Source organism: Paenibacillus sp. 2TAB19 (genome assembly GCF_052115185.1).
Taxonomy (GTDB): domain Bacteria; phylum Bacillota; class Bacilli; order Paenibacillales; family Paenibacillaceae; genus Pristimantibacillus.
Genome location: NZ_JBFRGE010000074.1, coordinates 1 through 18950 on the forward strand (window position 1 = coordinate 1; position 18950 = coordinate 18950).

Below are 18950 nucleotides of genomic sequence, written 5' to 3' on the forward strand. Positions count from 1 at the left end.
AGGTTACTCTGGCACCATACCCGACACGCACCACCACAGAGCGAGCTACGCACCAACCTTACCATCMCGCACCCACACACACCGATCTATGAGCATARCCTCATCTCCAATGAGGCCAGACTCATTCATTCGCCGTAACACAACTACTCGACCMTCGATTAGTGAGKYAAACCTCATCCCTCGTGAACCTACGTTCACGGCAAGTGAGGTTTACCTCACTACTCCGGCCAGAAGCTCCAATTAGGCGRCAAWYAGTGAGATTCGCCTCACTATWYAATGAGCTCCTTCACACACAAGCCAGCCCAAGCAGGAAGCAGCCAAGTTCAATAGCAGGTTACTCTGGCACCATACCCGAAACGCACCACCATCGAGCGAGCTACGCACCAACCTTCCCATCCCGCACTTACACACACCGATCTCTGAGCATAACCTCATCCACAATGAGGCCAGACTCACTCATTCGCCKTAACACAACYACTCGACCATCGATTAGTGAGGCAAACCTCATCCCTCGTGAACCTACGTTCACGGCAAGTGAGGTTTGCCTCACTAAATCGCCGAGCCAGCTCCATTTCCCGCAAATAGTGAGGTTACCCTCACTATTTAATGAGCTCCCTCACAGCGAGCATCCTCCGACCTCACCGCCACGAGACAGCAAAAAAATAGTGAGGCAAGGCTCATTCCCCGTGAACCTGCGTTCACGGCGAGTGAGGATTGCCTCACTATCTCATATCTCAAAGCCCGCGGCCTTCTCCCTCCTATTTCAGGAAGAAGAAGTGAATCAACCAGTAGAAGAACATCGCCATCAGCACCGTGATCGGAATCGTAATAATCCACGATACGACGATTTTGCCTGCGACGCCCCATTTTACGGCGGAGAAGCGCTTCGCGCTGCCGACACCGAGGATGGACGACGTAATAACATGTGTCGTACTTACCGGCAGATGAATCATCGTAGCTGTCAGAATTACGATAGCCGAACCAATATCAGCTGCGAAGCCGTTGATTGGCTCGATCTTGAAAATCTTCGTACCCATCGTCTTGATGATCTTCCAGCCGCCGATCGAAGTACCGAGTGCCATTGCGGTCGCAGCCGACAGCTTGACCCACAATGGAACGGACATATCGTCCTGCACGTCTGCCGCAACCAAAGCGAATACGATAATCCCCATCGCTTTCTGCGCATCATTCGTACCGTGCGAGAACGATTGGAACGCAGCGGTTAAGATCTGTCCGAAGCGGAAGCCTTTATTGACCTGATGCGGACTCGACTTGGCGAATATCTTTTTCAATATCCACATGATAATGAAGCCCGCCGTGAAAGCAATAAGCGGTGATGCGATCAGTGCCGTAACGATATCCGTCAAGCCGCTCGCATTAATATTCGAGATGCCCGCACCTGCGATAACAGCGCCCATGAGGGAACCGATAAGCGCATGCGACGAGGATGAAGGAATACCGAACCACCATGTAATCAAGTTCCATACGATGGCTGACAGCAAAGCTGCGATAACGATCTCCACCCCATGCTCAAGCTTGGAGGGGTCGGCTACGCCTTTACCGATCGTCGCCGCAACGCCCGTAAACGTAAGCGCGCCGACGAAGTTCATGACCGCCGCTAGAACGATCGCTACGCGCGGCTTAAGCGCGCGAGTCGATACGGAAGTCGCAATGGCATTAGCCGTATCGTGGAAACCATTTATAAAATCAAACGAAAGCGCCAGAAATACAACGATCCATAAGACGTACATATCCATATTGAATGACTCCTACCCTCTTGGATTAGCTATTAGCTGTTACGCATAATAATCGATTCCAGCGTATTGGCAACATCCTCGCAGTAGTCGGTCGTTTCTTCCAACATTTCGTAAATCTCTTTGCGCTTCATAAGCTCAATCGGATCCTTAACGTTGGTGAACAGGCTCTTGATACATACGCGAAGCAGGTCGTCGGCTTGGTTCTCAAGCTCGTTCAAAGCGATATTCGGTTCGCGGATCGCCAGCAGCTTCTTCTCCGTAAGCAGATAGATCGCTTTCTTGATTTGGTGAGCGGAACGAACGAGAATATCTCCGAACAGCGTTATGTACTCATCTTTCTCGCGAATATTGTACATTTCGAAACGGGATGCGCATGCCTCGATGCCGTCCAGCACGTCGTCAAGCGATGTCGTAAGCGCCATAATATCGTCGCGTTCGATCGGGGTAATGAACGTTTTGTTCAGTTCCTTCAATATCGTATGCACGAACTTGTCGCACTTGCTTTCGTATTCCTTCATTGTTTTGGCAAAAGCCGTAACGTCCGACAAATCAGAAATGCCCTTCGAAAAAAACTCCACTGCTTCGACTAACGTGTCTGCCATTTCTTCGAACGTCTTAAAGAAAATATCTTTTTTCTTGAACATCGTAATCCCCTTTACCCGACTTGATGTTTGTTTAGACTTATACACTGCCAAGCCCACAATATCTTAACATAGTTTAGCCGACAATTGTTAAGAGAATGTAAACATTGGTGAAAGTTTTAAAAGTTTTCATTTTCGACACAAAAACAGCGGAATCCTACAAGAGGACCCCGCCGTTCCATAACCACAGCTCATAGATCCACACTTGTAACTACAGTGTTTCCCATGAACTAATTTTGTACCCATGTGACATGCTCAGCGAATGTAGGATTGTTAGGCACGATGTGAAAAAAGGTTTTCCCCGGTACAAAAGGAAGCTCCGTACCGTTCTTCACAATTCGAAGCATGCCGTCTGGAGCGCTTACCCATTCCGCTTCGATTGCCTTGCCCTGCTGGAACAATATAGCCGAGCCTCCCCGATCCAGATCGACCGCCAATCGCCCCTCTTTATCGAGCGTCTTGTGGTCAGCCCCAAGAACGACCAAATTAGAAGCTGCCAGCTGCTGATCATTATTCATATCGATATGCGGCTTGTCGTTAATCGACCTTCGGTAAAGCCCGCTCGTCGCATCATATTCATAACCAACCTTATAATTCTGCATCATGAACGTAATCGCGATACTCGAAGCCGGAACGCCCGTCTCCGTCGAGCCTTTCTCCGCGAACGTATAGGTCGGTACGGTCACATCCGTGCTATACCCCTTCTTGTCTGCACCTTCACGCAGCTTCTCCAGACTCGTATACAGGTTATGCGGAGCTTTGCGATCCTTGCTTCGCCAGAAGTAGCCTCCCGCATTCGATATTTCGTCCAAATACGGCTTCTTCTGCCGCTGCAGAATGGCATAACCGTCCGTGCTTGCTCCCGCATGCGCGAGCACGCCCCCGAAGCTTTCGCCAATATGTATTAAATACGGCCGAATGCTGCGTACAGGTCCGATCGTAGCAGTCGCCGCGTCTGTGCTTTGAAAAATAGCGATCAAGCGAGTAATGCCGCCTTCTGCCAGCACCTCGTAGACAACGTCGGCATTCGTAAGCCCTGACTGCGGGCGCGCTGCCGCAAAGTTGTTAATCATGACGGCAATCGGCCGCGACTTCACTTCCTGCTCCATAGGGATGCCTGTTAATGAAGCCGTAAAGCCAAGCGGATTCGGCTCTTCAGTCGGCATATCCGTTACGATCGGCGCATCTGTTCCTGCCGTCGCTTCCGGATCCGCTACCGCGTTATTGCTGCCTCCGCATGCTGTTGCAAGAAGAATAAGCGCAAGGACAGCTGCCTTGGCTGCCGCTCCCGTTCCTTTTTTCAATCGACGTTTGTTGATCATGAGTACCATCCTTTGCGAAGCGATTAAAGGGATGAATTCGTTTACACCTTTCTTCCATTTAATCACAAAACGACCCGCTTGTCCCGACAAAATATGCTATCGCTCGGTTAAAAAATCCATAAATTGCACATCTTATCTCTATCTCCCTAATGAGGAAGAGGTGATTCCGTGTCCAGAGGGAGCGGCTTAATCAGCATATGGCTGTCCTTCTCCATCCTGCTGCTAAGCGCAGGTTTAGTCAGTCATGTCATGTCCATTCCGCTGCTGCTTGGCGCAGCCCAGCGGGACGCTTGGGTATCCGTTCTTGTAGCGACGCCGTTCTTCCTTCTATGGCTCGTCCTGCTGTTTGCGGTCTTGAAGCAGCTTCAGGGCCAGCGAGTTCCGGATTGGATCGCTAGACACTTCGGCGTGATTCCGGCTTGGATCTTCCGCTTGTCCGCTTTCATCGTCTTATTCCTATCAGGTACATACACGCTGCATGACACTTCGATGTGGACGGTCGTTACTTATATGCAGCAGACGCCCATGCAAGCGATCGTACTGATCGCCGTTGTCACCTCCATGCTGGCGGCGTACGGCGGACTCCGAACGATCGCGATGACAAGCAGCGTCCTGCTGCCTATCGTTATTCTGCTCGGCTATTTTGTCGCGACGGCGAATACGAAGTATAAAGATCTCAGCCTGCTGTTTCCGATTCTTGAGCGAGGCTGGCAGCCCGTCTGGCACGGAGCCTTCTTCGCGTTTGGAGGGCTGCTGGAGCTATGGATACTAATACTCTTCCAGCATCAGCTCAGGAGCAAGCTGCGCTTGTGGCAGCTCATCTTGCTAGGACTGTTCATGATTACGATGGCAATCGGACCGACGATCGGCGCCATCACCGAATTCGGACCGATCGAAGCGGCCAAGCAGCGTCACACGGCCTTCGACCAGTGGAAGATCGTCAACATCGGCAAGCTGCTGCAGCATGTCGACTTCCTATCGATCTATCAATGGCTATGCGGGTCCTTCGCCCGCGTCTCTATAGCGCTTTACTTGATGACCGACATGCTAGACGTCCGCAAGCCTCGCTCACGGTTCATTACGTTGCTTGTCCTCACCACGGTCATGACGGTGGTTGCCATGCAGCTGTGGAGAGACGATCAGACGCTCGATTATTTGATGCAAATCCATTTTCCGATAACGGTCGTCTTTGTCTCATCCGTTACCGTTCTGCTCGCCATAGCCGTGCTCTATCGCCGCAGTCGAAAGGAGTCCTCTACCGATGACGCATCAAAAGCAAAAACATCAAAATGAAGAGCAACAGCCACCGGAATATTTCGACGATCATATATTGCGCAATTGGTTCGTGAACTGCGATGATGTGATCATTCAGACGAATCAATTCGGCGCTGCCGGATCGTCGGTGCAAGCGGTATTCATCTACTGCAGCGGGATGACGGAGACGAAGATCATCAACGATGTCATTCTGCCCGAGCTTCACAAGGTATTCAAGGAGACCGGCTTTCAGCGGCGCGAAACGATGAATCATAACGCCGATCTGCAATGGGACGTGCTCTACTCGCCAAGCCTGCAGGTGACCCGCCGCACGATCAGCTCCTATGTATTCGAAGGCCATCTACTATTCTGCTTGCCGAATATCCAGACGATATGGACGATCGATATCGCGAACTTCCCAAGCCGCATGCCATCCGAATCGGCGACTGAGGTGTCGATCCGGGGGCCGAAGGACGGTTTCGTCGAGCAACTGACGACCAATATCGCACTGATCCGGAAGCGGCTTCGCACCTATACGTTAGCCTGCGAGTACACGCAGTTAGGGGAGAGAACGCTAACGAAGACGGCGCTGCTCTATGTTAGCGATATCGCTAACCCGGATATGATCAAGAATGTGAAGGACAAGCTTGCTAACATTCACGTCGATAAGCTTGTTACGACCGGCCACTTGGAAGATTTATTATCGGATTCGCCGATCGTCCTATTCCCGCCGACGCATTATACGGGCAGACCCGACTTTGCCGTGGAATGCTTGCTTAACGGCCGCTTTATCATTTTCGTAGACGGCAATCCGACCGCCATTATCGCGCCAAGCAATTTATTTTTGCTCATGAAATCGCCCGAAGATGCTTATTTCCCGTTCCTATCCGTCAACGTGGGACGTATCTTGCGTTTCTTCGGGTTTATTACGACGATCTTTTTGCCCGGCTTCTATATCTCTCTGACCGCTTTCCATATCGATCAAGTCCCTTTCCCGCTGCTCGCAACCATCTCCTCCGGCCGTCACGGGCTTCCCATGGAGTCAGGTTTGGAAATGTTCTTCATCATGGTCATGATGGAGCTGTTCCGCGAAGCCGGCGTGCGTCTGCCAAGCTCGATCGGACAGACCCTTACCGTCGTAGGCGGCTTGATCATCGGCGATGCTGCCATACGGGCAGGCTTAATATCGCCGCTAATGATCGTCGTGACCGCCATTACCGTCGTTTCCGGCGCAACGCTCGTCAATCAATCGCTCACGAGCTCGATGATTCTGGTTCGGTTCGCATCCTTCACGCTGGCCGCGACGTTCGGGATGTACGGGTTCATTACGTCGATAATTCTGTTCGTCATTTACTTAAGCTCGGTCTACTCGTTCGGCGTTCCTTATCTCGCGCCGGCAGCGCCGCTTAATTTCAAGGAAATGCTGAAGTCGCTGTTCAAATGGCCTTTCATGATGAATCGCCGCAGACCCGAGTACCTGCATACTCAGAAGCCTTCGAAAGCAGGGAAAAAACGTTGAATCCCTTTGCCAGCCGGCTTCGACTCTTCCTGTCGCCGCTGCTTATCCTAGGCCTATGCTTGCCTCTATCCGGCTGCTGGAGCGCAACTGAAATTCAAAGCGTCAGCTATGCTAAAGCTCTGGGCATCGACTACAAGGACAATCAGTTCACCCTCTATGTGCAAATGCTGGACTTCTCCAATATCGCCAAGGCCGATGCAGGCGGCAAGGCGAATCAGGATGCGCAAGTATGGGTAGGCAAGGGCAGAGGGAGAACGTTGAACGCTGCGGCTAACGATCTGTATCGGACCGCTCAAATGCCTATTTCGTGGGGACATATATCGGCGATCGTCATTTCCGAGACCGTGCTTAAGAACATCGGCATTAAGTTCGTGGAGATGGTGAATCGTTTTCCCGAAATTCGCTACAACACCTGGGTATACGGCACGCAGAGCTCGATCGAGGACATCTTGTCGACCAACTCCTTCTTCAAGCTCTCGCCGCTTACGACCATTCTTCACGATCCGCAGAAAAACTATCAGCAATACTCGGTCATGCCGCCTGTGCTCCTCTTCAAGTACTTGGCCTCGTTCAACGAGCCGGCGCGAACAACGTTTCTGCCTTGCATAGGCATCAACAATACGCAGTGGAAGGAAAACGAAACCCAGCAGCCGATGCTTACGCTAAACGGGGCCTACTTCGAATACGGAGATGACATTAACGGATTCCTGTCGCGCCAAAGTCTGCTTGGGTATCGGTGGATGCAGAAAAGCACGAATCGCTCTCCGTTAACGCTGGAGAAGGATGGGGAAGTCTACGGACAAATTTCCGCGGGCAGGCCGAAAATCAAGATTAAGACGATTATCAAAGGCGACGAGGTACGCTTCCAAATCTCCGTCCGATTGCTGGCGGCTTTGTACGAGTACTTGGAGCCGTTGTCGAATCAGGAGCTTGTCGCGATCGCCTCGGAAATCGTGAAGAAACAAATCATGGACACCTACACGGCGGGCGTCGACATCAATGTGGATGTATTCCAGCTCGGGCAGCATCTCTATAAGAAAGATCAGAAGCTGTGGCAGAAGCTGACGAACAACGGCCACCAGCTGGCCATCGATAAGCAATCGATCGAGAAGCTGGACGTCAACGTCGTCATCCCGTACTTCGGCAAGTATAAGCGGCTGCAATAACGTTGTCGACGTTCTCACCATCCATAAGCTGCGTTTCCCATCCTATTGCCCTCAAGTAATTGATGTTTGTGCGAATAGGATGGGTTTCCCATCCTATTTCTGTCTACAACCTCGCCCGCTCCCACCACCTTCGTCGTTCCCCCCATCCATAAGCTGCGTTTCCCATCCTATTGCCCTCAAGTAACCTAAGTTTGTGCGAATAGGATGGATTCCCCCTCCTATTTCTGTCTAATAAAAAAAACCGAGCTCCCTGTCACTCTCGGGAACTCGGTCCATCTGCTTAAATGCTCCAGTGATGCCAATCCTGCTGCTGGCGGTCGAGACCGCTCAGCCAATCGGATGTTACGCGGATCGCTTCCTCTTGATGGCTGCGGCTGGAGTACGTATGATTCGCTTGAAAAATAATTTCTTTGTCGCATAATCCTTCGTTACGCGTCCAAAACACCTTCTGGTATAGGAAGCTGTAATCGACCGGAATGAGCTCGTCGCTCGTTCCGTGAACGAGCAGCACTTCACCGCCGAACTTTGTCGCCGCTTGGAACGGCTGATGCTGGAGCAGCGATTCGTAGAATACCTTCTGCAGCGTGTAACCGTTATAGTCCGAGCTGCCAGTTGTGACCGCTTCATCATAGCTGCTTCTACCGACGATACGAACGATATCGTTGAACGGATAAGCTACAGGAGACCATAGGACGAGCCGCTTAACACGGCGATCCCGCACGGCTGTCATGATCGCAATCGCTCCGCCAAGGCTATGGCCAAGCAGCACGATTCTCCGCGGATCTACACAATCCATGCTGGAGATGTAATCGATCGCTGTCCGCGTCTGATCGATCATCGATTCGAAGCCGAGCGCTCCGTAATCGCCCCCGCTCTCGCCGCAGCCTCCATAATCGAAGCGCAGCACATAGGAGCCATGCGCCGCCAGGGCGCGAGCCGCCTTAACGAACAGCCGATCGACACCGATCCGACTGCCAATGAAGCCGTGGCATATGATAATCGCTTGCTTCTTCTCCGAATCCTTATGACTTCCGTCAGTCGGATAATGAAGCGTTGCGGTGAGCTCAAGCCCGTCATGACGCAAAGTGATCTGTTTTTCCATGCCGACTACCTCCTGATGATCCATATATAATAATTCCTACCCGTATACTATGAATTAAGTTAAACTAATATTAGCATCCGATTCAGCTACTGTCAAATGCGAATATGTAAGTCGTCATAGAAGCACGGGTATGTATTACTAATTTTCAATTTCGCAGGAAATACTATGCATGGGAGTATGAGGGTTGGAGTGTATTTTTACCGGATGAGAAAAGAAAATGCGAGGAGGTGCATGGGCATGCCGCTATGGCTCGAGTGGTTGGACAATCATTGGCTTCCGGCTCTGCTGACCCTAGGCGTTATTATTGCAATCGGCTTCGTGATCGCCAACCGGAAGCTGTTGTTCTATAAAGAATAGTTCTATTCGCGTATAAGCGGCAAGCGGATCGTCACGATCGTACCGGCTCCGCGTTCACTGTCGATCGTAAGCTTGCCATCGTGCAACTCGATAATTTCTTTGCAAATGGCAAGGCCGAGCCCTGAACCGCCCTGGCCCGTTTGGGCCTTATAGAAGTTCTCCGTCACATGAGGCAGATCCTCCGCGTCGATGCCGCAGCCCGTGTCGGCTACCGTAACCTGCGCATACTCCTCCGTTGCGGTCGTCGATATGCGAATCGAACCTCCCGCTGGCGTGAACTTGAACGCGTTGTCGATGAGATTAATAATAACCTGCTTGAGCCGGTTGGCATCCCCATGTACGACAAGCGGGCTTTTGCCGTATTCGGCCATCAGCCTGACGCCTGTCTGTCCTTTGCGAACGGCTAGCTGATGCACGGTCTCCTTGACGGGCCCGTTCATATCCAGCACCTCCGTATGGAGATCCATCGTCCGTGCCGACAGCTTGGAGAAGTCGAGCAGGTCTTCAACGAGTCCGGATAACCGCTCCGTCTCACTGCTAATGATCGACATCCCCATTTTGAACTCCTCATCGTCCGCAGGATCGCCCTCCTTCAGCGTCTCGCTCCAACCCTTGATTGAAGTGAGCGGCGTGCGAAGCTCATGCGAGATCGAAGAAATGAAGTTGTTCTTCAGCTTCTCCCGCTTATTAAGCTCCACTACCATGGAATTAAACGTCTCCGCCAGCTGGCCGATCTCGTCGTCGCTTCTCTTCGTTGCTCTGCGCGTCCAATCCCCCTCCGCCATGTATCTTGCAACACGCGTCAACTCGCGAATCGGCTTCACGATACGTTGAGCTAGAAACAAACTCAGCCCCAGGAAAAGCAGAATGACAGCCGTGCCGACAGCAGCGGCCATACGAATAAGCAAGCTTACCATCGCATCGACCTGTTCGAGCGAAGCCGAATATCGCAGCAGCGAGACGACGCGCATGTCGTTCCATAGCGGAATCGTGACGGACATAACCCGCTCTCCGTAATAAGGGTCAACGCCGCGCCAGCTTCCCGTCGTACCGGAGATTGCCGCCTTCACATCGCCCGTCGTATAACGGATGTCTTCGGAGAAACCGTCTGAATCGATACGAATTTGGCCCGTGCTGTCTAGCAGCTGCAGTCTTGTCCCACCTTCGATCATATATTGCAGCATATAATCGGCTTGGTCCTGAACCCCTAGCGAGGAGAGGGAACGGCCATGCAGCGTAAGCGCCGTCTCCGCCCGCTGCTTCACCGAGCTCTGCGCGCTGCCGTAATAATAGTTCCACATCAGCGCTGCGAACGTCGTGCCGAGCACCGTAACGACGAGTACGATTAGCAGCAAAAAGCTCCAAACCATCCGCGATTTGACGCTTCTCATGGCCTAGCGCCTCGTTTCCACCGATACCCGAAGCCCCATACCGTCTCAATGAAGGACGGCTCGGACGGATTACTTTCGATTTTCTGCCGAATGCGGCGAATGTTAACGTCCACGACTTTCAGATCGCCAACATAGTACCGGCCCCATACTTCGCTCAAAATGTGATCGCGGCTCACGCTCGCCCCCTCGCGCTCCATCAGCAATCGAACCAACGTCCACTCGGTAGGCGTGAGGATGATCTCCCGATCTTCCTTCCATAGCTTCCGCTCAGGTATAGACAGAACGAAAGGCGGAATACGAACTTCAAGCGCCGGAGCAGTTGCCGCTGCGGGAGCTTGCCCAAGGTCATAGCTGCCGCTAAAGCTTTGATTGGACACTTGCACGGCCTTGAGCAAATCCTCCGACTCGCCTGCCTTGTCCCCGCCGCCCTGCACAGTTGAATCGCTCGAGCCGACCGGTTCGGAACTCATCCTTCGGTACAGCGACTTAATCCGCGCGATTAGCTCGCCGGGACTGAAAGGCTTCTGAACGTAATCGTCCGCACCTAGCTCTAAGCCGTGTATTTTATCCTCTTCCTGCGACTTTGCCGTTAACATAATAATACCCATGCGGGGATAGTTCGCGCGCAGTTGCTCGCATACTTCGAAGCCGCTAATCGTCGGAAGCATCACGTCCAGCAAGGCGATGTCGAAAGGCCCTTCCGTACGCGCAAGCTCAAGCGCAGCTTCGCCCGTCTCCGCTTCCGTCACCTCCATCTCATTGCGCTTCAAGTTAATGCGCACAAATCCGCGGATCGATTCCTCATCCTCCAGCAACAATATTCGCATAGGTCACCGCCTGCTTCTGTTCTATTAATCATTGCGAATCGTCAGATAGGAAGCCATCTGATCTTCTATCTTCAGCATTTCGTTGAACTCGTTCTTGTCTGCGTCATTCCACTCTTGCGGCGCTTCCTTAACGAAGGAAACGGCGAACACGTTGCCGCTGTCCGCGAACAAATGCTGATACGACTTCTGCTCATCTTTCCAGATGGTCTCCAGCGCGTCCCAATCCTTCTTCGGTACTGCGTACAAGGTCGCAAGCTCTGCCTTCTCGTTACCCGAGCTGTCGATGACATCGATCGTCACGATGCTATAAGGATCGCTCTGCGACTTGCGCAGCGTATACTTGCCCGACCATTGCTCGGGAATCCGCATTGTCAGCCCATAGTTTGAATCCGTGAACTCCTCCATGACGGGAGCGAAGCTGGACTGTCCATCCCATTGCACCCAGTCATTGATCCATACGGCATCTACGTAAGGCACGCCAAGCTCGTCCGGCGCTTCTCTCACCAAAGCCAGCTCAATAATCCCGTCCCCATTCACGTCGCCGCTCATCGTCGGTTTGCCGCTAATGCCATTAGCCGGATCATCAGAGGCAGGATACACGAGCCTTAGTCCTCTTTTCTCCCATACATACATGGCGGTGTAAGTTCCGTGTGCGCCTGTCGAGGCTTCCAGCACAACTCCGCTAAGCCTTGGCGATACTTGCCCGATAAGCAGCCTCTCGTACGTGTTGACTCCGTTAAACAGGCCTTGTTCGACGATTGTATGCAGCGCGTTATTGCTCCAGTTGTAGATCGTTAATTGAAACGCGGGCAGCTCCTTCTCCCGGTTCGTATGCGTCTCCGAAATAATGGCCAGCTCCGGCAGTCCGTCTCCGTTCATATCGCCAGTCTCGGCGTAGGAATAAGGCAATGAATCAAGCGGCTTCAATACAAGATTGCCGCGTTCATTGCGCTCCGTCTTCCCGTGAAAAGAATACATCTCCAGCACGTTCGGACTTTCGAAAGCGCCCGTCCAACCGACGAGCAGCTCCATTTTGCCATCACGGTCCAAATCGATAATATCAAGCCAAGCGATCTGTCTAGCCATCGGCTGTTCCACGCCAACCCACGACTTCCATTTACCGTCTGTCTGCTTAAGCACCAGCAGCTCCGGCGTACTGTATTCATTGTAAAAGGTGACGACCGCTTCCTTCACACCGTCGCCATCCACGTCCAGAATGCGGATCGCCTCCATGTTCTTCTCTCTTAGCGGCAGCGTCAGCTTGCTATAATCAGGGAGCTCCTTCTCGATCGCTTGCAGCAGCACCTGCTTGTCCGCCGCGATCTTCGGCTTCTGCAGCAAATCCGCAGGGGCCGCCGTGTAGCGGCAACCTGCGGATAGGATAAGGATGAACAGGGCAGCGCTTAGAAGGCCGCCTATTCGTATCATATTTCCGTACAGGACGGATCGTTGCGGTGAGCGAGCGACTTTCAATTGCTATAGCCTCCTCCAGTTGCGTTGCAGCGGATTATGGCAGTTCATCTATCGTAGCGAACGTATAACCCATCTCCGTTAGTTCATCTATAATTCCAGGGAGCGCCTCCACCGTATTCGCGATGTGCTTGCCTCCAAAAGAATGCATTAATATTATACCACCGGGCTTCGCTTCCGTTCGAATCATTTCTTGCATATCGGCTACCGAAGTCCCCGCCCAATCACGCGTATCGATATTCCAACCGATCATGTGACGGCCCGTGTTTTTAACGATATCCTTAAGCGTATCCGACACTGCTCCATAAGGAGCGCGGAACAATACTGGCGTGAAGCCTACGGCATCCTTAATCAGTTTATCGCTATCGTTAATCTCCTTCAAAATCGCATCCTTGCCCAGCTTGGACAAGTCTTTATGATTGTACGTATGATTGCCGATTTCATGGCCTTCCTTCACGATCCGCTCCAACACTTCCGGACTTTTGTTCACTTGGAGACCAACGACGAAGAACGTCGCTTTCACTCCTTTTTCTTTCAGGATATCCAATATGGCCGGCGTATAACGCTTGTCCGGACCATCGTCGAAGGTTAACGCGATGACCTTCTGCTCTTCTTTGTCAGGCTCGGCTGTTGCCGTACCCTCCGGAACAATCTCGATCGGAACGTTCCCGCCGAGGTCTTCGCTGCCTTCATCCTGCACTAAAATAACTTCCCCCGGCTTAACACCGGTTTCTTCGCCAGCCTTACTGCCGCTCGGACCGCTTAGATCCAGACCTAGATCGGAATATACTCCATCCGTCTCCTGCTCTTCCCCATCTGCCGCGATAGCCGTCAGATCGAGAGTCTGGCTGACTGCGCAGCCGCTGCTCCATACCATCACTGCTGCCAGCAGCAGCATAACCAACCATCCCTTATAACGTTTGAACTCCCTTGTCATTTCGCTCACCTTCTACTCCCCGCTTATAACTCTATCGTAGCGGAATGGTAGTTTAAGAGAGTTACAAAATAGTAACACCTTTCGCGCTTATATGACATTTTGTATAAAAAGAAAAAGCCCCCGTCATCGACGCTTTCTCAGCGTTTTCGACAACAGGGGCTTATATGGCTTGCGGCTTCTTAACGAAGCGCTTTAGCTGCAATATCGGTACGGCTTTGTTTGCCTTCAAAATCAATCACGCTAACCGCTTCATAAGCGCGTGCGCGAGCTTCGGCAATATCTTTGCCGCGGCCTACGACGCCAAGCACGCGTCCGCCGTTCGTTACGAATTGGCCGTCCTTCGATGCTGTGCCGGCATGGAACACAAGCGCGCCTTGCGCTTCTGCTTCCGCAAGACCCTTAATGACGCGGCCCTTCGGATACGATGCCGGATAACCTTCGGATGCGATAACGACGCAGACAGCTGCCTCGTCATCCCACTCGATGTCGAGATCGCGAAGTCTGCCGTTAAGCGAAGCAAGTACGATGTCGACAAGATCGGTTTTCAGACGCGGCAATACGACCTGTGTTTCCGGATCGCCCATGCGAGCGTTGAACTCGATCGTTTTCGGACCATCCTTCGTAATCATAAGACCTGCGAACAGGACGCCGCGGAACGGACGGCCTTCGCTCACCATTGCTTTAGCCGTAGGGATAATGATGTTCGTGATCGACTCGTCGATAATCGCTTGGTCGATATGCGGAAGCGGCGTGTAAGTGCCCATGCCGCCCGTGTTCGGTCCTTTGTCGCCGTCAAAAATCGGCTTATGATCCTGTGCAGGTACCATAGCGCGAACCGTCTCGCCGTCAACGAACGCCAGAATCGACATTTCTTGTCCTTCGAGGAATTCCTCGATGACGATTTGATTGCCCGCATCGCCGAACACTTTGTCGACCATCGCTTCGCGAAGCGCTTTCTCGGCCTCTTCAAGCGTTGCTGCAACCGTTACGCCTTTGCCAGCTGCAAGGCCGTCAGCCTTAATGACGATTGGAGTCGACTGCTCACGCAAGTAAGCCAGCGCCGATTCGTAATTGGTGAACGTCTCGTATTTGGCAGTTGGGATGTCGTATTTTTTGAGCAGGTTTTTCATGAAGATTTTGCTGCCTTCGATTTCAGCCGCGTTTTTGCGAGGTCCGTAAGTCGGGATGCCCTCTGCCTCGAAAGCATCTACGATCCCGTCTGCAAGCGGATCGTCAGGTCCGATAAAGACGAGGTCAATCGACGCTTCCTTTGCGAAGCGCGTAAGCTCCGCGAATTCGCTAACCGCGATCGGCACGCATTCCGCAAGCTGTGCGATACCCGCATTGCCCGGCGCGCAGAACACTTCCTTTACTTTCTCGCTTTTCTTAAGCGCCCAGACAATCGTATGCTCCCGTCCGCCGCTGCCAACAACCAATATACGCATGTGCTAATCCCCCTATATATTATTGCGATTAAAAAAAGGAGCACAACAGTGAGTTTTGCCTCACTCGGAAGTGAGGCCCCTCATACCTATCTTTTACGCAGGCTGTCGTGCTCTGTATGTTCATTCGTTCGTTTTAGTGTTTGAAGTGGCGAACGCCAGTGAATACCATCGCGATGCCTGCCGCGTTAGCCGCTGCGATTGATTCCTCGTCTTTGATCGATCCGCCTGGCTGAATGATCGCCGTGATGCCTGCTTTCGCAGCAAGCTCAACCGTATCTCCCATTGGGAAGAACGCATCGGAAGCGAGTGCCGCTCCTTTTGCTTTCTCGCCGGCTTGCTCGATCGCAATGCGAGCCGCGCCTACGCGGTTCATTTGACCAGCGCCTACGCCTACTGTCATATCGTCCTTCGCAAGAAGGATCGCATTCGATTTCACATGCTTAACCACTTTCCAGCCGAACAGCAATTGCTTCAGTTCTTCAGCCGTTGGTTTGCGGTCTGTAACGAATTGCAGATCGGCTTCCGTCACGCTATGCACATCGCTCTCTTGAACGAGCATGCCGCCAGCTACCGAAGTAACGATCCACTCCGCCTTGCGTTCTGCTGCGGCTGTAAGTGCCCCAAGCTTCATAAGACGAATGTTTTTCTTCTTCGTAAGAATATCGAGCGCTTCCGGCGTGAAGTCCGGTGCGATAATGATTTCTAGGAAAATGCTGCCGAGCAACTCAGCCGTATCAGCGCCGATTGTACGGTTAGCCGCTACGATGCCGCCGAAGATCGACGTTGGGTCAGCTGCATAAGCTTTCTCATATGCTTCGTGAATCGTTGCGCCGATACCTACGCCGCAAGGGTTCATGTGCTTAACGGCAACGACTGCCGGCTCGTCGAACTCTTTAAGAATGCCAAGCGCCGCGTTCGCGTCGCTGATGTTGTTGTAGGAAAGCTCTTTGCCATGCAATTGCTCAGCTGTGGAGATATTGCCTGCAGCAGCAAGCGGCTTGCTGTAGAAAGCAGCCTTCTGATGCGGGTTCTCGCCGTAACGAAGGTCTTGTACTTTCTCGTAAGTAACCGTGTACGATTCAGGAAGCGGCTCGCCCATTTGCTTCGAGAGGTAGTCGGAGATAAGGGAGTCGTAAGCAGCCGTGTGACGGAACACTTTGGCAGCCAGACGTTTGCGCGTTTCGAGCGTGGTGTCGCCTTGCGCTTTCACTTCTTCTAGGATCGTGCCGTAGTCGCCAGCGTCGACAACTACCGTTACGAAAGCATGGTTCTTAGCTGCGGAACGAAGCATCGTTGGGCCGCCGATATCGATGTTCTCGATCGCGTCCTCGTACGAAACGTCTGGCTTAGCAATTGTTTCTTTGAACGGGTACAGGTTAACGATGACGAGATCGATGTAGTCGAGACCAAGCTCTTTCATCGCTTTCTGATGCTCTTCGTCATCGCGAACGGCGAGCAGACCGCTATGTACGGCCGGGTGCAGCGTCTTCACGCGTCCATCGAGAATTTCAGGGAAACCCGTTACATCGGAAATGCCGATAACCGGTACGCCTTCCTTCTGAAGCAGGCTGAACGTACCCCCTGTCGAAATAATTTGTACGCCTTGCTGCGCCAGCTCACGGGAAAACTCCACGATGCCGGTCTTATCCGAAACACTAATTAACGCTCTGCGAATAGCCACGCCAAATTCCTCCTTATCTATATGGAACAACAATTGCTTGTCTTCTTACTTGGTCAGTCACGAAATAGCGCTGATTTCTAGCTCTATTCRCCAGCGCYGACGCCGTTTGAGCTCAGTTYCGCCGAAGTCCTTTGAAATAGCGCTAATTTCTATCGCTATTTCCTTCAAACTAACCTTAGTTTGTGGAATAAAGCTACTTTCTAGCTCTATTCGCCAGCGCTGACGCCGTTTGAGCTCAGTTTCGCCGCTCCCACCACGAAATAGCGTTAATTTCTATCGCTATTTCGACCAAACTAACCTTAGTTTGTGGAATAGAGCTGATTTCTAGCTCTATTCACCAGCGGCTAGCGCCGACTGGGCGCTCGATCCACCTACTTACCCGCGGCGGATCGAGACATGCCTGCCATCCAGCGTAACGCGGTTCTCCGCGATCAGCTGGATCACGCTCGGCAGCAGCGCTTGCTCTGCTGCATGAATGCGCGGGGCAAGCGACGCTTCCGTGTCGCCGTCCAGCACCTCAACAGCGGTCTGCGCGATGATCGGCCCGCTGTCCATGCCGCCGTCCACATAGTGGACGGTGACGCCGGTCAGCTTGACGCCGTATTCCAGCGCCTGGCCGATGCCGTTCACGCCTGGGAAAGCCGGCAGCAGCGCCGGATGGATGTTAATCATCCGGCCATAAAACGGCTCCACCAGCACCGATGTGATGATCCGCATGTAACCGGCCAGCACAATCAGCTCAACGCCGCGGCGCTGCAGCTCGGCGATAATTTCCGTCTCGTAAGCTTCGCGAGACGGGTACTCCTTCGGCGTGAACAGGAACGTGTCCACGCCCGCCTTCTGTGCGCGCTCCACAACGGGAGCGGCTGGCTTGTCACAAACAAGAAGCTCGATGGTTACATCGAGCTTCCCCTCCTGCACCGCATCCACAATCGCTTGGAAATTCGAGCCTTGTCCCGAAGCGAAGACGGCGATGCGAAGCGATGCCATTATACGTCCGCTCCCGTAAACGTTACGATGCGGCTTCCTTCCGTAACCGTTCCGATACGGTAAGCCTCCTCGCCAAGCTCCGCCGCAACGCGCAGCGCAGTCTCCGCTTGATCAGCCGGTACAACTACGATCAAACCTACGCCCATGTTGAACGTCGTGAACATATCGCGGTTAGTAATATTGCCCTTCTCCTGCATCAATCCGAAGATCGGCAGAATCGGCCACGAGCCGTATGCGATATCAACGTTAACGCCTTCCGGCAATACGCGCGGAATGTTCTCGATGAAGCCTCCGCCCGTAATGTGCGCCATGCCCTTCACGTCCACTTGCTCGATCAGCTTAAGCGCCGATTTCACATAGATGCGCGTTGGCTCGATCAGCACGTCGCCTAGACGAGCGCCGCCAAGCTCTTCGAGCGTTTGCTCCAAAGAGTAGCCTGCTTCTTCAAGCAGCAAACGGCGAACGAGCGAGAAGCCATTGCTGTGAATGCCGCTCGATGCGAAGCCGATGACCGCATCGCCAGCAGCGATTGTCGATCCGTCGATCATTTTTTTCTTATCTACGATACCGACTGTGAAGCCGGCAATGTCATATTCGCCTTCGGAGTACATGCCTGGCATCTCTGCCGTTTCGCCGCCGATCAGTGAGCAGCCCGCTTGCACGCAGCCCTCAGCAATACCGGCAACGATCGCTTCGATTTTCTCAGGCACGACTTTGTCGCATGCCAAGTAGTCTAGGAAAAACAACGGCTCAGCGCCTTGTACGATAATGTCGTTCACGCACATCGCTACCGCATCGATGCCGATCGTGTCATGCTTGTCCATTGCAAAAGCAAGCTTCAGCTTCGTGCCGACGCCATCCGTTCCGGATACGAGAACAGGCTCCTCGTACTTGTCCTTGTTCAGGCCGAACAAACCTCCGAAGCCGCCAAGCTCCGCCATAACCTCCGGACGGTAAGTGCGCTTCACGTGCTTTTTCATTCGTTCAACCGCTTCGTTGCCCGCCGCTATATCGACGCCGGCCTTTTTGTACGCTTCTGACACTTTCGGTCAACTCCTTAAAATGTAATGCATACTTTAGTTGTTCCCCAC

At 52.7% G+C, this 18950-nt stretch carries 15 protein-coding genes; 3 read left to right on the top strand and 12 right to left on the bottom strand.

From position 1 onward, the window contains the following. Positions 1-758 precede the first annotated feature (758 nt). The 3 genes from AB4Z33_RS24645 to AB4Z33_RS24655 all read right to left on the bottom strand — a co-directional run bounded on the left by AB4Z33_RS24645 (position 759) and on the right by AB4Z33_RS24655 (position 3720). Positions 759-1757 carry an anion permease gene (locus AB4Z33_RS24645; protein WP_442052430.1) on the bottom strand — a complete coding sequence of 333 codons (999 nt, stop codon included), beginning with the start codon at positions 1755-1757 and terminating at the stop codon, positions 759-761. Between the two features lie 32 nt (positions 1758-1789). Next, the gene (locus AB4Z33_RS24650) at positions 1790-2401 is read right to left on the bottom strand and encodes a DUF47 domain-containing protein (RefSeq protein ID WP_442052431.1); all 612 of its coding nucleotides are present in this window, start codon (positions 2399-2401) and stop codon (positions 1790-1792) included. Between the two features lie 227 nt (positions 2402-2628). Further along, positions 2629-3720 carry a DUF3048 domain-containing protein gene (locus tag AB4Z33_RS24655; protein WP_442052432.1) on the bottom strand — a complete coding sequence of 364 codons (1092 nt, stop codon included), beginning with the start codon at positions 3718-3720 and terminating at the stop codon, positions 2629-2631. A gap of 168 nt (positions 3721-3888) precedes the next feature. Here AB4Z33_RS24655 and AB4Z33_RS24660 point away from each other — a divergent pair, with 168 nt between their 5' ends. From AB4Z33_RS24660 to AB4Z33_RS24670, 3 genes are read left to right on the top strand one after another with little or no spacing between them, the layout of a single operon-like run. Then, a complete protein-coding gene (locus AB4Z33_RS24660) occupies positions 3889-5013 on the top strand; it encodes an endospore germination permease (RefSeq protein ID WP_442052433.1) in 1125 nt (374 codons plus the stop codon). Beyond that, positions 4982-6493 carry a spore germination protein gene (locus tag AB4Z33_RS24665; protein ID WP_442052434.1) on the top strand — a complete coding sequence of 504 codons (1512 nt, stop codon included), beginning with the start codon at positions 4982-4984 and terminating at the stop codon, positions 6491-6493. The genes AB4Z33_RS24660 and AB4Z33_RS24665 overlap by 32 nt, the downstream gene beginning before the upstream one ends. Next, positions 6490-7659 carry a Ger(x)C family spore germination protein gene (locus tag AB4Z33_RS24670; RefSeq protein WP_442052435.1) on the top strand — a complete coding sequence of 390 codons (1170 nt, stop codon included), beginning with the start codon at positions 6490-6492 and terminating at the stop codon, positions 7657-7659. Before AB4Z33_RS24665 ends, AB4Z33_RS24670 begins: the two co-directional genes overlap by 4 nt. 280 nt (positions 7660-7939) lie before the next feature. Here the strand turns inward: AB4Z33_RS24670 and AB4Z33_RS24675 are convergent, their stop codons facing one another. From AB4Z33_RS24675 to purM, 9 genes are all read right to left on the bottom strand, one after another. Next, positions 7940-8761: an alpha/beta hydrolase gene (locus AB4Z33_RS24675; RefSeq protein ID WP_442052436.1), complete on the bottom strand. Its 822-nt coding sequence runs from the start codon at positions 8759-8761 to the stop codon at positions 7940-7942. A gap of 359 nt (positions 8762-9120) precedes the next feature. Continuing rightward, positions 9121-10509 (bottom strand): sensor histidine kinase, encoded by a 1389-nt coding sequence (locus AB4Z33_RS24680; RefSeq protein WP_442052437.1) that lies wholly within the window; start codon positions 10507-10509, stop codon positions 9121-9123. Continuing rightward, positions 10506-11336 (bottom strand): response regulator transcription factor, encoded by an 831-nt coding sequence (locus tag AB4Z33_RS24685; RefSeq protein WP_442052438.1) that lies wholly within the window; start codon positions 11334-11336, stop codon positions 10506-10508. Before AB4Z33_RS24685 ends, AB4Z33_RS24680 begins: the two co-directional genes overlap by 4 nt. Positions 11337-11360: 24 nt before the next feature. Next, positions 11361-12809: an FG-GAP repeat domain-containing protein gene (locus AB4Z33_RS24690; RefSeq protein WP_442052439.1), complete on the bottom strand. Its 1449-nt coding sequence runs from the start codon at positions 12807-12809 to the stop codon at positions 11361-11363. 34 nt (positions 12810-12843) lie between these two features. After that, complete coding sequence (locus AB4Z33_RS24695) at positions 12844-13743, bottom strand: polysaccharide deacetylase family protein (protein ID WP_442052440.1); 900 nt, start codon at positions 13741-13743, stop codon at positions 12844-12846. A gap of 179 nt (positions 13744-13922) precedes the next feature. Beyond that, the gene (purD, locus tag AB4Z33_RS24700) at positions 13923-15188 is read right to left on the bottom strand and encodes a phosphoribosylamine--glycine ligase (protein ID WP_442052441.1); all 1266 of its coding nucleotides are present in this window, start codon (positions 15186-15188) and stop codon (positions 13923-13925) included. A 133-nt stretch (positions 15189-15321) separates the two neighbouring features. Next, entirely contained in the window at positions 15322-16869 is a 1548-nt protein-coding gene (gene purH, locus AB4Z33_RS24705) for a bifunctional phosphoribosylaminoimidazolecarboxamide formyltransferase/IMP cyclohydrolase (RefSeq protein WP_442052442.1), read from the bottom strand. Between the two features lie 375 nt (positions 16870-17244). Next, positions 17245-17859 carry a phosphoribosylglycinamide formyltransferase gene (gene purN, locus AB4Z33_RS24710; protein WP_442052443.1) on the bottom strand — a complete coding sequence of 205 codons (615 nt, stop codon included), beginning with the start codon at positions 17857-17859 and terminating at the stop codon, positions 17245-17247. Further along, the gene (gene purM, locus AB4Z33_RS24715; protein WP_442052444.1) at positions 17859-18902 is read right to left on the bottom strand and encodes a phosphoribosylformylglycinamidine cyclo-ligase; all 1044 of its coding nucleotides are present in this window, start codon (positions 18900-18902) and stop codon (positions 17859-17861) included. The genes purN and purM overlap by 1 nt, the downstream gene beginning before the upstream one ends. Positions 18903-18950 lie beyond the last annotated feature (48 nt).